The organism is Burkholderia sp. IO2 (genome assembly GCF_029522185.1).
GTDB classification, from domain to species: domain Bacteria; phylum Pseudomonadota; class Gammaproteobacteria; order Burkholderiales; family Burkholderiaceae; genus Burkholderia; species Burkholderia cenocepacia.
Window position 1 is genome coordinate 89,665 of the sequence record NZ_JAKWFH010000012.1, and the last position, 13,303, is coordinate 102,967.

Below are 13,303 nucleotides of genomic sequence, written 5' to 3' on the forward strand. Positions count from 1 at the left end.
AAAGAACCTGCCGCTCAGCTGCCGCGGTAGTACGTGTAGTTCCACGGCCCGAACTGCACGGGCAAATGCAGCCGCACCGATGCATCGGTGATGCGGAAGCGGATCGGCACCTCGGACAGGAACGCCGGCGACGGCAACCGCACGCCCTTCGTCCGGAAGTAATCGTCGACACGCATCAGCAGCTCGTAGTCGCCGGCCACGTACGTATCGCCGATCAGCAACGGTGCGTCGGTCCGTCCGCTCCGGTTGAGGACTGCGGTGCGGATCGACACGGATTCGCCCTTCTCGATCCGCGAAAACTCGACGTGCATGCCGGCTGCCGGCGCACCATGGTAGGTATCGAGCAGGTGGATGGTCAGCCGCGGGCTCGCGCCATGCTGCGAAATCGGATCGGCAGCCTGCGCGGGTTGCAAGGCATCGCCCTGCCCCGCCGGCAGCGTCGCGGCCTGTACACGGCCGGCCAGCAGCACGCCGCCGGCCGCGGCCATCGACGCCATCACGAACTGCCGGCGCTCACGCTTGATGATGTCGCTCATGATCAGGACTCCTTCGACTTTCGGGCCTGCACGATGGCGGTCACGACCAGGACGGCGGCCATCAGCTCGATCGCCGCGACGAGGTAGAGGCCCGGCGCGAGACTGCCGGTCGCGCTCTTGACGAGCCCGAGCACGTACGGCGCACCGAAGCCGGCGAGGTTCGATACCGAATTGATCAGCGCGACGCCGATCGCCGCCGCACTGCCCGCCAGATACAGGTTCGGCAATTGCCAGAACACCGGAATCGCGCTCATCGTGCCGGCCAGCGCGATGATCATCGCGGCGATCGTGAACGCAGGCGCGACACCGGGCATCCCGAGCAGCACAGCCATCGCCGCCATCGCCAGTGCGCCGCATCCGGCGGGCACCGCGAAATGCCAGCGCACTTCCTGGTTCCGGTCGGAACGCGCGCCGTTCAGGATCATCCCCGCCGCGCCGAACACGTAAGCCAGCGCGGCGATCCAGCCGATCACCACCGCCGCACCGAAGCCCGAGTCGCGAATGATCGTCGGAATCCAGAACGTCAGCGCGGAGTTCGCGCACAGCAGGCAGAAGAAGATCGCGATCAGCAGCCACACCTTCGGATTACGGAACAGCGTGCGCCAGTCGTGGCCGCGCTCGCCGAGCTCGCGTTTGTCCGCATCCAGCGCGTTGCGCACGACCTGCTGCTCGGCAACGGACAGCCACGTCGCCTGCTCGGGCCGGTCGGTCATGTAGAAGTACGCGACGACGCCCGCCAGCACCGACGGGATGCCCTCGATGACGAACAGCCATTGCCAGCCGTGGAAGCCGTGCGCACCGTCGAGCGACGTCATGATGCTGCCGGCCAGCGGGCCGCCGAGCACGCCGGCGATCGCCGACGCCGACATGAAGGTGCCGAATGCCTTCGCACGCCGCGAACTCGGATACCAGTAGGTGAGGTACAGGATGATGCCCGGGTAGAAGCCGGCTTCGAATGCGCCGAGCAGAAAGCGCAGGATGTAGAACTGCGTCGGCGTCTTGATGAACGACTGCAGGATGCAGATGATCCCCCAGCCGATCGTGATGCGCATGATGGTCTTCTTCGCGCCGATCTTCTGCAGCAACGCGTTCGATGGCACTTCGAAGAAGAAGTAGCCGAGAAAGAAGATGCCGGCGCCGAGCCCGTAGACGGCCTCGCTGAATTTGAGCGTATCGAGCATCTGCAGCTTCGCGAAGCCGATGTTCACGCGGTCCAGCCACGCGAGCACCCACAAAGCGCAGAGAAACGGCAGAAGGCGCCACGACACCTTGCGGTAGACGTGCTCCTCGAGCGTCGGCTCGACCGCCGAATAGACTGACGAATGCTGTTCCGTGACCGACACAGGTGTCTCCTGAAATGACGCGGCCGCGCTGCACCGGCGACGCGAGCGCCCGTCCCGCGGCCATGCCATGCGGCGGATCGGGTCGAGCATCGGCGGCTTGCAAGGCCGTGATCTTGTTGTGAAGCCCGACCATATCGCAGGGCTCCCGCAGCAGACAGGCGCGGGTTGTTATAGGCCCCATAGCAAACCGCGCTGCTGGCCGCCCCGTACCGCTTCGCGGGGCGTCACCCGTCATGCGCGGCGATCGTTTCGCCCGGCTCGGCGCCGCTCCCTGCCATCTCGCCATTGCCGCACGCCCCGTTGACGCCGTTCGGCACTCGACGGCAAAGTGGAGCCGCTCAACGAACCCGAAATCACCATGCGCCACGACGACCCGCTCGACACCTACCTGCTTCGCGTGCTCTGTACGCTGGTCGAGGAACGCAGCGTGTCGCGCACGGCGATCCGGATGAATCAGTCGCAACCCGCGCTCAGCAGCGCGCTGAAACGCTTGCGCAAGCTGTTCGACGATCCGCTGCTCACGCGCGAAAAGAACGAGATGGTGCCCACCGAGCGCGCGCTGCAGCTCGCGCAGGACGCGCGGGTCGCGCTCAACGCGCTCGACAAGATGTTCAGCGCCGACGACGCCTTCGATCCGCAGCGCACCGACCGCACGTTCACGATCGCGATGCCCGACTACCTCGCACCGCCGTTCTTCGCGGACCTGGCGCGGCGGTTCCGCCAGCACGCGCCGAACGCGAAGCTCGTGACGCTGCCGATGGGGACCGACTACGACTACGAGAAAGCGCTCGCGGAAGGACAGGTCGACGTGGTGATCGGCAACTGGCCGACGCCGCCCGAGCATCTGCACATGAACGTGCTGCTGGAGGACGAAATCGTCTGCCTGATGTCGAAGGACAATCCGCTCGCAAAGCCCGGCAGGCTGACCGCCGAAAGCTATATCGACGCGTCGCACCTGGTGCCGCTGCCCTATTCGAGCTCGCAGCGCGGCGTCGTGGAAAGTTCGCTCGCGACGTTGCGCCTGAGCCGCGGCCGGCAGATGTCGTGCCCGTACTTCAGTCTCGCGCCGTACCTCGTCAGCGAGTCCGACCTGATCCTGACCACCGCGCGGCATTTCGCGGCCTACTACACGCGCCGCCTGCCGCTGCTGATCCGCCCCGCGCCGTTCAACTTTCCGCTGATGCGCTTCTACGTGCTGTGGCATCCGAACAAGCATCGCTCGAACGCGCACGCGTGGCTGCGCGGCCTGCTGTCGGACAGCGGCGAGCGGCTGACGTCGATCGCCGGCACCGCGTGACGCGCACCACGCGGCAGGCCTGCAACGGCCGGCATGCGGGGTCGATGCGTCGACTGGTATACGGCCAATAGGTCTTGCCCACTTCTGGTCGGACCGGCGCGATTCCTATACTCGGAACCTCCATTCCCGCTCGAAGGTTCCTGCAGACGATGTCATCGACTCCACTCGACACCACCCACCTCGCCGCGCTCAACGCGATGACGAAGGACCAGTTCGTTCAAGCCCTCGGCGACATCTTCGAGCACTCGCCGGACGTCGCCGAAGCCGCATGGGCAGCGCGCCCGTTCGCGTCGGTCGACGCGCTGCACGACGCGATGATGGCCAGCATCCGCGCGCGCAGCATCGACGCGAGAAAGGCATTCTTCGATCGCCATCCGGAGCTGTCGGCACAGGCGGTCCGCGGCGGCGGGCTGACGCACGCATCGGTCAGCGAACAGACGAGCGCCGGTCTCGACGCGCTGACCGACGACGAGGAAATCCGCCTGCAGCGGATGAACCGCGCGTATCGCGAGCAACACGGTTTCCCGTTCATCATCTGCGTGCGCCACTACACGAAGGCCGGCATCTTCTTCGAACTGGAAAGCCGGGTGGCGCGCGACACCGCCTTCGAACTCGACTACGCGCTGAACCAGATCAAGGCGATCACGCGCCGCCGGCTCGATCAGCGCGTCGCGTGACGCACGCCGTGCCCGGTCGCGGAAACGAGGGCCGAAGCAGCATGCGCGTCGGCCCTCGGGCCATTTGACCCCGGCCCGGAGCGCGCCCGGCCGGGCGAGCGGCGCGCCGGCGGCGACCCGCACAACCTTGCCAGCCCGATCAAACCAGTCCATAATCCGGCTCTTTCCGGTTGGCCGAACGGGAAATCCTTAAGGATCAACGGCTTGACGGCGTATCGCCGCTCCCGTCGCCACGTTCCGCAACCGCGCGCCAGCCGCCTCGTCGAAGGCGGCTTTTTTGTACCGCGCCGGCGCTTCCCGCGCGCCCGATGCCCTCGCCCGAACCGAGCCTTTCTCTGTACCGATGATGCACGACGATCCGAACGAAGCCGGCCTGCCGCCGCACGACGACGCCATTCCCGACGAAGCCGACCAAGCCGCCGAAGGCGCCGACGAAGTCAACCCGCTGCACCGCCGCCGCATCCGCAGCTTCGTGACGCGCGCCGGCCGCGTGTCGACCGGCCAGCGCCGTGCGCTCGACGAATTCGGCCCGCGCTTCGTGGTCCCGTATGCGCCGGAGCTGCCCGACTGGGACGCGATCTTCGGCCGCAGCGCACCGCGTATCCTCGAGATCGGTTTCGGGATGGGCGCGTCGACCGCGGAAATCGCCGCGCACCGCCCGGGCGACGACTTCCTCGGCGTCGAGGTGCACGAGCCGGGCGTCGGCGCGCTGCTGAAGCTGATCGGCGAGCAGGATCTGTCGAACATCCGCATCATCCAGCACGACGCGGTCGAGGTGCTCGAGCACATGCTCGCGCCGGAAAGCCTCGACGGCGTGCACATCTTCTTCCCCGATCCGTGGCACAAGGCGCGTCACCACAAGCGCCGGCTGATCCAGCCGCCGCTCGTCGCGCATCTCGCATCGCGCCTGAAACCCGGCGCTTACCTGCACTGCGCGACCGACTGGCAGAATTACGCGGAGCAGATGCTCGACGTGCTCGGCGCGGAACCGACGCTCGAAAACACCGCCGCCGATTACGCACCGCGCCCCGACTACCGCCCGGTGACGAAATTCGAACGGCGCGGGCTGCGGCTCGGCCACGGCGTGTGGGACTTGGTGTTCCGCAAGCGCGCAGGCTGAGCGGGTTCGCCCCACGCAAAATGAAAAAGCCCGACCGGCATCTCTCGCCGGTCGGGCTTTTTCATGGGCCCGCGCATCGGCCCATGCTCGGCATCACGCCCAGTTCAACCACCCGCTGTAACCCACCAGCAGCACGAACAGCCCGAACGCGATCCGGTACCACGCAAATACCGTGAAGTCGTGCGTCGCGACGTAGCGCAGCAGCCAGCGCACGCACACGAACGCGCTGACGAACGCGGCGACGAGCCCGAGCGCGAACAGCCCGAGCGAATCGACGGTGAACGCCTGCCAGTCCTTGACGGTTTCGTACAGCGTCGCCCCGAAGATGATCGGGATCGCGAGGAAGAACGAGAATTCGGTGGCCACCCGGCGGTCGAGACCGAACAGCATCCCGCCGATGATCGTCGAGCCCGAGCGCGACATGCCGGGCACCAGCGCGAAGCACTGCGCGATCCCGACCTTGAACGCGTCGAGCGGCGTCAGCGCATCGACCGACAGCACGCGCGGTGGCTCGCTGCGTTCGCGCTGCCGCGCCTCGGCCCACAGGATGATCGCACCGCCCACGACGAGCGCGAACGCGACGGGCACCGGCGAGAACAGCACGGCCTTGATCTTCTTCTCGAACAGGAGGCCGAGGGCGATCGCGGGAATCGTCGCGATCACGACGTTCAGCGTGAAGCGCTGCGCATCCGGCCGGCTCGGCAGCCCCGACACGACGGATACGATCCGCTGCCGGTATTCCCAGCAGACCGCGAGGATCGCGCCGAACTGGATCACGACGTCGAACGTCTTCGCGTGCGAATCGTTGAAATTCAGGAAGCTGCCCGCGACGATCAGGTGACCGGTGCTCGACACCGGCAGGAATTCCGTCAGCCCCTCGACGACGCCGAGGATCAATGCCTTGCAGATCAGGATCCAGTCCATCCGTGGCCCAACTCCGAAATGGTCGAAAGAAAAGGCCACTCTTGCGCGCGCGGCCCGCCCGGCCGTGCGCGCGCCGTCGTCACTTTTCGACGATCGCCACGCGTATGCCGTTTGTAAGAATCGTAATTGTACCGGGTTCGTAGTTCACCCCGGCAAATTGCAGCTGTTCGGGCTTGAACGTGTAGATCGGATAGTTGGTCAGCAGCTGCGTCGCCAGCAGGCCGGCGGCCGCGCCGACCTGCTGCGCGTACATCTGCGCATCGCCGTCGAGCACGAGGCTGTCGACGGCCGGCGCCTTCAGCACGACCGAGCGGCTCGGCGCGTCGTACGCGAGCTGGCCCGACACGGTGAACTTGCCGCTCACGGGCCCGCGCAGGAACGGGCTCGCGAAATGGGCGTCGAGCTGCACGGCGACGCGGTTCTGGTCGGGCAGCAGGTTGACGGCCGGGTTCGCGAGCGACACGTCGACCACCTGCGCGACCGTCTTCTGGTAAGGAAACTTGCGCGCGACGGCCTTCTGCACGTCGCCGCGCGAGAACGTGTAGTGATCGGGAATGAACGGGAACGTCGACGCGCAGGCGGCAAGCGATACGCACACGCCGACGGCGCCGATGGCGGCAGCGAGAAAACGGCGCCGGCCGGGCGCGCGAGCAACGGTCATGCTGAACCCTCTCCTGGATGCGCCGGCCGCGTCGCGGCCTCGAGGCGCGTGAGCCACGCGAGCGCGTCGTCGCGCGACGCGCCGCACATGTCGGCGGACGGCTGCAGCCCGGAACAGCACGCGGGGCGCTCGGGCCGGCCGAAGATCATGCAGCGCAGGTCGTCGCCGAGCTGCACGCAGCGCACGCCGGCCGGCTTGCCGTCGGGCATGCCCGGAATCGGGCTGGAAATCGACGGCGCGATGCAGCACGCGCCGCAGCCCTCGCGGCACGCATGCGGCGGCGGAACTTCGGCGGGTGCCGGACGGACAGGCATTTCGACGGACACTCGGCTCTCTCGACGAACAACGAAAAACGGTGCGGCAACCGGACGCGGCGTCCGGCAGCCCCACCCCGCATTGTGCCATCGCCCGCTGCGACGTTATTACACAATGCAGCCCGATCGCGCGTTCATATACTCGGAAGCATCCCAAAAAGCGCGAGACCGCCATGCGTTCTGGTTCTGCCGACACGATGTTCCGTCCCGATTTACTCGCGAAATACGGCGCGAACGGGCCGCGCTATACGTCGTACCCCACCGCGCTGCAGTTCCGCGACGATTTCGACCCGGCCGACTACGGTCGCGCGGCGCGCGACCCCGGCGCATCGTCGAGCGACCTGTCGCTGTACTTCCACATCCCGTTCTGCAACACCGCGTGCTTCTACTGCGGCTGCAACAAGATCGCGACCAACAACCGCCGCCGCGCGCGCCCGTATCTCGACCAGCTCAAGCGCGAAATGGCGCTGCAGGCCGCGCTGTTCGATCCGTCCCGCCCCGTCACGCAACTGCACTGGGGCGGCGGCACGCCGACCTTCCTGTCCGACGACGAAACGGCCGAGCTGATGGCGGCCACGCGCGAGCATTTCTCGCTCGCGCCGGATACCGACGCCGAGTTCTCGATCGAGATCGACCCGCGCACGGTCACGCCGGCCACGCTCGTGCACCTGCGCACGATCGGCTTCAACCGGTTGAGCCTCGGCGTGCAGGATTTCGACCCGGTCGTGCAGCAGGCGATCAACCGCATCCAGCCGCTCGCGATGACCGCCGACCTGCTCGGCGCCGCGCGCGCGACGGGCTTTCATTCGGTCAGCGTCGACCTGATCTACGGGCTGCCGCACCAGACGGTCGCGGTGTTCGCGCGCACGCTCGAGACGATCATCGAACGCGCGCCCGATCGCCTGTCGGTGTTCGGCTACGCGCACATGCCGCACCTGTTCAAGATGCAGCGGCAGATCGACGATGCGACGCTGCCGCCGCCCGAAACACGCATCGCGCTGCTCGGCCTCGCGATCGACATGCTGACGTCGGCCGGCTACGTATACATCGGGATGGACCACTTCGCGCGGCCGTCCGACGAGCTGGTGCGCGCGCAGCGCAACGGCACGCTGCAGCGCAATTTTCAGGGCTACAGCACGCGTGCGGATACCGACCTGATCGGCTTCGGCGTGTCGTCGATCGGCAAGGTCGGCGACGTCTACGCGCAGAACGCGAAGGACCTGCCCGCGTACGGCGCCGCGCTCGACGCGGGCCGGCTGCCGATCGCGCGCGGCGTGCGGCTCACGCCGGACGACCGGCTGCGCCGCGACGTGATCACGCAACTGATGTGCAACCTGGAACTGCCGTTCTCGCATGTGGAAGCCGCGCACGGTATCCGCTTCGCCGATCATTTCGCACGCGAGCTCGACGCGCTGCGCCCGTTCGAGCGCGACGGGCTGCTGACGATCGCGTGCGACCGCCTGACGATCCACCCGGCCGGCCGGATGGTCGTACGCAACATCGCGATGGCGTTCGATGCATACCTCGGCCAGACGCCGCGGCAGCGCTACTCGCGCACGGTTTAGGGCCGGTTCGCGCCGGCCACGGGCGGGCCGCCGGCCGCAAGCAGGCGGCCGGTTTGATACAGTGTGAGGCTTACACCCGCTTCGCCAGCCCCCAAGATGCGCACCACCAAAGCGACCCACGCGGTCGAACGCCTGAAGACCCGCTCCGGCAACCCGCAATTCGCGGCCGTCGCGATGGCGGGCGGCCTGTTCTATCTCGTCGACCGCTCGGGCGGCACCGCCGAGAAGCGCTGCGAGCCGCTGCCGCTCGACGAATTCGTCAAGTTCGTCGACGAATTCGGCCCCAAAAAACCGCGCAAGGCGAGCAAGCTCGACCTCGCGTTCGAGGCGCAGATCAAGAAGAGCAAGGGGTAAAGGTCTGTTGCAGGCCGCCTGAAGGCTTCGCGGCCGTGCCCTTTGGTACAATCACGAAGTTTCTCTATCCCCGCTGATGGCCGACCTGGCTGCGTGACCACACCATGAATATCGAAAACGCGCGTTTCAACATGATCGAACAGCAGATCCGTCCGTGGGACGTGCTGGATCTGGATGTCCTGGGCCTGCTGTCGATCGTCAAGCGTGAAAACTACGTTCCGGCCCAATACCGCGATCTCGCATTCGCCGATCTCGAACTGCCGCTGCCCGGCGGCGCCAGCAAGATGCTGTTCCCGCGCGTCGAAGCGCGCGTGCTGCAGGAGCTGGGCGTCAAGAAGCACGAGAACGTGCTGGTGATCGGCGCGGGCTCGGGTTACCTCGTCGCGCTGTTCGCGCATCGCGCGCAGCACGTGACGGCCGTCGAGATCGATCCGGCGATCGCGAAATTCGCGGAAGACAACCTGCGCAACGACGGCGTGACCAACGCCGAAGTCGTGCTCGGCGACGGTTCGCGCGGCTGGGCCGCGAAGGCGCCGTACGACGTGATCTGCGTCGCGGGCGGCCTGCCCGTCGTGCCGCAGGAAATGCTCGAACAGCTCAAGGTCGGCGGCCGCCTGTCGGCGTTCGTCGGCGGCCGTCCGGTGATGAAGGCGCAGATCATCACGCGCATCGACGACAAGCAGTACCGCGTGGCCGACGTGTTCGAAACGTACATCGACCATCTCGTCAACGCGATCGAGCCGTCGCGCTTCAAGTTCTGAGCGGCGGAGCCTCCATGCAGATCCTGACGCCCGCGATGCTCGCGGAATGGCTCGGCGACACGGCGCGCCCCGCGCCGGTCGTGCTCGACGTGCGCGAGCCGTGGGAAATCGCGACCGCGCAGATCGCCGGCAGCGTGTCGATTCCGATGCAGCAGATTCCCGCGCGCAGCGAAGAGCTCGACGACGAAGCGGAAATCGTCTGCGTGTGCCATCACGGGATGCGCAGCGCGCAAGTCGCGATGTTCCTCGAATCGCGCGGCTTCACCAAGCTGTACAACCTGCAAGGCGGGATCGACGCGTGGTCGCGCGACGTCGATCCGTCCGTGCCGCGCTACTGACCGATCCTTCCGGCCGCGCATCACGCGCCGCCGCGCCGCCCGGCCCCCGCCGCCGGCCGCACCGATCCGCCGAACGGGCGCGCATTGCGCGCCCGTTTCTCTTTTCCGCGCGCCGTTCCGTCGTTTCCCGCGCCGCGGCACCGCCGTGCACCATTTGCGCCCGCGCGTCTGCACCGCAACGGACCGCGCATGCTGCACCACGCGTCATCCGCACCGCCCCGATGCCCGCCGATGCCCCGCGCAGGCACGCCGGACGTGCATCCGCGCGACTGGCACATGCCTTGCGTTACACGATGGCCAGCGCCGCCACGGCGCACGCACATCCAACACGACAAGGGGATCCCGATGAAACGTCGCAGTCTGTTGAAGTTCGGTTCGATGGCCGGCGCGCTCGCGCTGGCGGGCAAGAGCCCGTTCGCGCACGCGGCCGATGCGGGCACCGGCCCGATCAAGGTCGGCATCCTGCATTCGCTGTCGGGCACGATGGCGATCTCGGAGACGTCGCTGAAGGACACCGCGCTGATGACGATCGCCGACATCAACAAGAGCGGCGGCGTGATGGGCCGCAAGCTCGAACCGGTGGTGGTCGACCCGGCGTCGAACTGGCCGCTGTTCGCCGAAAAGGCGCGCCAGCTGCTCACGCAGGACAAGGTCGCGTGCGTGTTCGGCTGCTGGACGTCGGTGTCGCGCAAGTCGGTGCTGCCGGTATTCGAGGAGCTGAACGGGCTGCTCTACTACCCGGTGCAGTATGAAGGCGAGGAAATGTCGCGCAACGTGTTCTACACGGGCGCCGCGCCGAACCAGCAGGCGATTCCCGCCGTCGAGTACCTGATGAGCGCGGAAGGCGGCGGCGCGAAGCGCTTCTTCCTGCTCGGCACCGACTACGTGTATCCGCGCACGACCAACAAGATCCTGCGTGCGTTCCTGAAATCGAAGGGCGTGAAGGACGCCGACATTCAGGAGGTCTACACGCCGTTCGGCCACAGCGATTACCAGACCATCGTCGCGAACATCAAGACCTTCGCGCAGGGCGGCAAGACGACCGTGGTCTCGACGATCAACGGCGACTCGAACGTGCCGTTCTACAAGGAACTCGGCAACCAGGGGATCAAGGCGACCGACGTGCCGGTGGTCGCGTTCTCGGTCGGCGAGGAAGAGCTGCGCGGGATCGATACGAAGCCGCTGGTCGGCCACCTCGCCGCGTGGAACTACTTCATGTCGGTGAAGAACCCGACCAACACGAAATTCAAGGACCAGTTCGCCGCGTGGGTCAAGGCAAACAACCTGCCGGGCGGCGCGAAGCGCGTGACCAACGATCCGATGGAAGCGACCTACGTCGGCATCCACATGTGGAAGCAGGCCGTCGAGAAGGCGAAGAGCACCAACGTCGACAAGGTGCGCGTCGCGATGATCGGCCAGACGGTCGCCGCGCCGTCGGGCTTCACGCTCGCGATGGACGGCAACCATCACCTGCACAAGCCGGTGATGATTGGCGAGATCCGTGGCGACGGGCAGTTCAACGTCGTGTGGAAGACGAAGACGGCCGTGCGCGCGCAACCGTGGAGCCCGTTCATCGCGGGCAACCAGGGCAAGCCGGACGTCGTCAGCTCGATTCCGGCGTTCCTGCGCCGGCAGCGCGCCGCGCTGGCCTGACGTCGAGCGGCGCGTCGCGCTTCGTGTGCGACGTGCCGCCCGCCCGCTGCCGATGCGCCGGCCACGCTTGCCGTGACGGACCGTCGGCAACGGCGCAGCGCCGCCCCACTCCGCTTCCCACGCCCGACAGGATTTCCCGATGCCAACACGCTTTCGCCGAGCCGCCCGCGCGATCGCGGCATGCGCCGCCCTCGCGGGCCTGCTGCCGCACGCCGCGTTCGCGCTGACGGCGGCCGATACCGCCGCGCTCGCCGGCGACGACTTCGACGCGAAGACGGCCGCGATCGAACGGCTCGCCGCCGACCCCGATCCGCGCGCCGTTGCGGTGCTCAATGCGCTGTCGAGCGGCGATGCGCTCGCGACCGGCGACGGCCGCCTGCTGATCCAGGCCGGTGACTCCGCGCACGACGCGCTCACGCAGGCCGCGACGCCGTCCGGCGACGCGCAGCCGGTGATGCTGAACAACCTGCTGCGCACGAAGATCGCCGGCGCGCTGTCGGGTCTCGCGCTCGCGTCGCCGGACGTGGCCGCGCGCCGCGACGCGATCGACGCGCTGCTGAAGTCGCCCGACCCGGCGCTCAAGCCGATGATCGATCGCGCCCGCGCAAAGGAAACCGATCCGGCGCTGAAACGCCGCCTCGATGCGCTGTGGGCGATCGCCGCGCTGCACGATCCCGATCCGGCGAAGCGCCTCGAAGCCGTGCAGGTGGTGGCCGCGCGCAGCGATCTCGACATGATCGAACAACTGCGCCCGCTCGTCGCGAAAAACGCGGACGGCAGCTACGCGGAGCCCGACGCGCGCGTGCGCGACGCCGCGCAACACGGGCTCGATACGTTGCACGCGCTGCAGCGCCGCGGTGAAATCGTCGGCACGGTGTTCGCCGGCCTGTCGCTCGGCAGCGTGCTGCTGCTCGCCGCGCTCGGCCTCGCGATCACGTACGGGCTGATCGGCGTGATCAACATGGCGCACGGCGAATTCCTGATGATCGGTGCGTACGCAACCTATGTCGTGCAGACGCTGGTCCAGCGCTACGCGCCCGGCGCATTCGACTGGTATCCGCTCGTCGCCGTGCCGGTGTCGTTCGCTGTGGCCGCGCTCGTCGGCATCGTGCTCGAACGGCTCGTGCTGCGGCACCTGTACGGCCGCCCGCTCGAAACGCTGCTCGCGACCTTCGGCGTGAGCCTGATCCTGATCCAGGCGACGCGCATGCTGTTCGGCGCGCAGAACGTGCAGGTCGTGAACCCGTCGTGGATGAGTGGCGGCGTGACGGTGATGCAGAACCTGATCCTGCCGTACAACCGGCTCGCGATCCTCGCGTTCGCGCTCGCGGTGGTGGTCGTCGCGTGGGCCGTGCTGACGAAGACGCGGCTCGGCCTGTTCGTGCGCGCGGTCACGCAGAACCGCCGGATGGCCGCCTGCGTCGGCGTGAAGACCGCGCGGGTCGACGCGTATGCGTTCGCGTTCGGCGCGGGCATCGCCGGCCTCGGCGGCTGCGCGCTGTCGCAGATCGGCAACGTGGGCCCCGATCTCGGCCAGAACTACATCATCGACTCGTTCATGGCCGTCGTGCTCGGCGGTGTCGGGCAGATCGCCGGCACCGTGCTCGGCGGCTTCGGGCTCGGCCTCGCGAGCAAGGCGATCGAACCGTTCTGGGGTGCCGTGCTCGCGAAGATCGCGGTGCTCGTGATGATCGTGCTGTTCATCCAGAAACGCCCGCAGGGCATGTTCGCCCCGAAGGGCCGCAGCGCGGAGGCTTGAC

The 13,303-nt window shown here is 67.5% G+C and carries 14 protein-coding genes; 9 read left to right on the forward strand and 5 right to left on the reverse strand.

Features of this window, described 5'->3' with window-relative positions:
- Window positions 1-14: 14 nt before the first annotated feature.
- Together uraH and MMB92_RS10285 are read right to left on the reverse strand one after the other, a co-directional pair.
- Window positions 15-536: a hydroxyisourate hydrolase gene (uraH, locus tag MMB92_RS10280; RefSeq protein WP_006496621.1), complete on the reverse strand. Its 522-nt coding sequence runs from the start codon at window positions 534-536 to the stop codon at window positions 15-17.
- A 2-nt stretch (window positions 537-538) separates the two neighbouring features.
- Window positions 539-1,879, reverse strand: a complete 1,341-nt coding sequence (locus MMB92_RS10285; RefSeq protein WP_264832366.1) for an MFS transporter — start codon at window positions 1,877-1,879, stop codon at window positions 539-541.
- A 358-nt stretch (window positions 1,880-2,237) separates the two neighbouring features.
- Here MMB92_RS10285 and MMB92_RS10290 point away from each other — a divergent pair, with 358 nt between their 5' ends.
- The 3 genes from MMB92_RS10290 to trmB all read left to right on the forward strand — a co-directional run bounded on the left by MMB92_RS10290 (window position 2,238) and on the right by trmB (window position 4,973).
- Window positions 2,238-3,176 (forward strand): LysR substrate-binding domain-containing protein, encoded by a 939-nt coding sequence (locus tag MMB92_RS10290; RefSeq protein ID WP_062884785.1) that lies wholly within the window; start codon window positions 2,238-2,240, stop codon window positions 3,174-3,176.
- A gap of 149 nt (window positions 3,177-3,325) precedes the next feature.
- Complete coding sequence (gene uraD, locus MMB92_RS10295; RefSeq protein ID WP_006488536.1) at window positions 3,326-3,853, forward strand: 2-oxo-4-hydroxy-4-carboxy-5-ureidoimidazoline decarboxylase; 528 nt, start codon at window positions 3,326-3,328, stop codon at window positions 3,851-3,853.
- A gap of 343 nt (window positions 3,854-4,196) precedes the next feature.
- Window positions 4,197-4,973, forward strand: coding sequence for a tRNA (guanosine(46)-N7)-methyltransferase TrmB (trmB, locus tag MMB92_RS10300; protein WP_062884720.1), 777 nt, complete (start codon window positions 4,197-4,199; stop codon window positions 4,971-4,973).
- A gap of 93 nt (window positions 4,974-5,066) precedes the next feature.
- Here trmB and MMB92_RS10305 read toward each other — a convergent pair whose 3' ends face one another.
- The 3 genes from MMB92_RS10305 to MMB92_RS10315 form a co-directional block, all read right to left on the reverse strand.
- Window positions 5,067-5,897: an undecaprenyl-diphosphate phosphatase gene (locus MMB92_RS10305; protein ID WP_006488560.1), complete on the reverse strand. Its 831-nt coding sequence runs from the start codon at window positions 5,895-5,897 to the stop codon at window positions 5,067-5,069.
- Window positions 5,898-5,976: 79 nt separating this feature from the next.
- Window positions 5,977-6,558, reverse strand: coding sequence for a DUF1439 domain-containing protein (locus MMB92_RS10310; protein WP_006496624.1), 582 nt, complete (start codon window positions 6,556-6,558; stop codon window positions 5,977-5,979).
- Window positions 6,555-6,872 carry a YkgJ family cysteine cluster protein gene (locus tag MMB92_RS10315; protein ID WP_012492897.1) on the reverse strand — a complete coding sequence of 106 codons (318 nt, stop codon included), beginning with the start codon at window positions 6,870-6,872 and terminating at the stop codon, window positions 6,555-6,557. Before MMB92_RS10315 ends, MMB92_RS10310 begins: the two co-directional genes overlap by 4 nt.
- Window positions 6,873-7,045: 173 nt before the next feature.
- Here MMB92_RS10315 and hemN point away from each other — a divergent pair, with 173 nt between their 5' ends.
- The 6 genes from hemN (at window position 7,046) to urtB (ending at window position 13,302) form a co-directional block, all read left to right on the forward strand.
- Window positions 7,046-8,437: an oxygen-independent coproporphyrinogen III oxidase gene (hemN, locus tag MMB92_RS10320; protein WP_277562680.1), complete on the forward strand. Its 1,392-nt coding sequence runs from the start codon at window positions 7,046-7,048 to the stop codon at window positions 8,435-8,437.
- Window positions 8,438-8,533: 96 nt separating this feature from the next.
- Window positions 8,534-8,791 (forward strand): hypothetical protein, encoded by a 258-nt coding sequence (locus tag MMB92_RS10325; RefSeq protein ID WP_006488573.1) that lies wholly within the window; start codon window positions 8,534-8,536, stop codon window positions 8,789-8,791.
- Window positions 8,792-8,895: 104 nt separating this feature from the next.
- The gene (locus tag MMB92_RS10330) at window positions 8,896-9,552 is read left to right on the forward strand and encodes a protein-L-isoaspartate O-methyltransferase (protein WP_277562681.1); all 657 of its coding nucleotides are present in this window, start codon (window positions 8,896-8,898) and stop codon (window positions 9,550-9,552) included.
- A gap of 14 nt (window positions 9,553-9,566) precedes the next feature.
- Window positions 9,567-9,890 (forward strand): rhodanese-like domain-containing protein, encoded by a 324-nt coding sequence (locus MMB92_RS10335; protein WP_006488544.1) that lies wholly within the window; start codon window positions 9,567-9,569, stop codon window positions 9,888-9,890.
- A gap of 345 nt (window positions 9,891-10,235) precedes the next feature.
- Window positions 10,236-11,543 carry an urea ABC transporter substrate-binding protein gene (gene urtA, locus MMB92_RS10340; protein WP_277562682.1) on the forward strand — a complete coding sequence of 436 codons (1,308 nt, stop codon included), beginning with the start codon at window positions 10,236-10,238 and terminating at the stop codon, window positions 11,541-11,543.
- Between the two features lie 139 nt (window positions 11,544-11,682).
- A complete protein-coding gene (gene urtB / locus MMB92_RS10345) occupies window positions 11,683-13,302 on the forward strand; it encodes an urea ABC transporter permease subunit UrtB (protein WP_124633873.1) in 1,620 nt (539 codons plus the stop codon).
- Window position 13,303 lies beyond the last annotated feature (1 nt).

What these genes read in the sequence shown, in the direction of transcription:
- MMB92_RS10315 (WP_012492897.1), bottom strand. Translation starts at nt 6,872, where the DNA reads ATGCCTGTCCGTCCGGCACCCGCCGAAGTTCCGCCGCCGCATGCGTGC.
- uraH (WP_006496621.1), bottom strand. Translation starts at nt 536, where the DNA reads ATGAGCGACATCATCAAGCGTGAGCGCCGGCAGTTCGTGATGGCGTCG.
- MMB92_RS10335 (WP_006488544.1), top strand. Translation starts at nt 9,567, where the DNA reads ATGCAGATCCTGACGCCCGCGATGCTCGCGGAATGGCTCGGCGACACG.
- urtA (WP_277562682.1), top strand. Translation starts at nt 10,236, where the DNA reads ATGAAACGTCGCAGTCTGTTGAAGTTCGGTTCGATGGCCGGCGCGCTC.
- MMB92_RS10325 (WP_006488573.1), top strand. Translation starts at nt 8,534, where the DNA reads ATGCGCACCACCAAAGCGACCCACGCGGTCGAACGCCTGAAGACCCGC.
- trmB (WP_062884720.1), top strand. Translation starts at nt 4,197, where the DNA reads ATGATGCACGACGATCCGAACGAAGCCGGCCTGCCGCCGCACGACGAC.
- hemN (WP_277562680.1), top strand. Translation starts at nt 7,046, where the DNA reads ATGCGTTCTGGTTCTGCCGACACGATGTTCCGTCCCGATTTACTCGCG.
- MMB92_RS10330 (WP_277562681.1), top strand. Translation starts at nt 8,896, where the DNA reads ATGAATATCGAAAACGCGCGTTTCAACATGATCGAACAGCAGATCCGT.
- urtB (WP_124633873.1), top strand. Translation starts at nt 11,683, where the DNA reads ATGCCAACACGCTTTCGCCGAGCCGCCCGCGCGATCGCGGCATGCGCC.
- MMB92_RS10310 (WP_006496624.1), bottom strand. Translation starts at nt 6,558, where the DNA reads ATGACCGTTGCTCGCGCGCCCGGCCGGCGCCGTTTTCTCGCTGCCGCC.
- MMB92_RS10290 (WP_062884785.1), top strand. Translation starts at nt 2,238, where the DNA reads ATGCGCCACGACGACCCGCTCGACACCTACCTGCTTCGCGTGCTCTGT.
- uraD (WP_006488536.1), top strand. Translation starts at nt 3,326, where the DNA reads ATGTCATCGACTCCACTCGACACCACCCACCTCGCCGCGCTCAACGCG.
- MMB92_RS10305 (WP_006488560.1), bottom strand. Translation starts at nt 5,897, where the DNA reads ATGGACTGGATCCTGATCTGCAAGGCATTGATCCTCGGCGTCGTCGAG.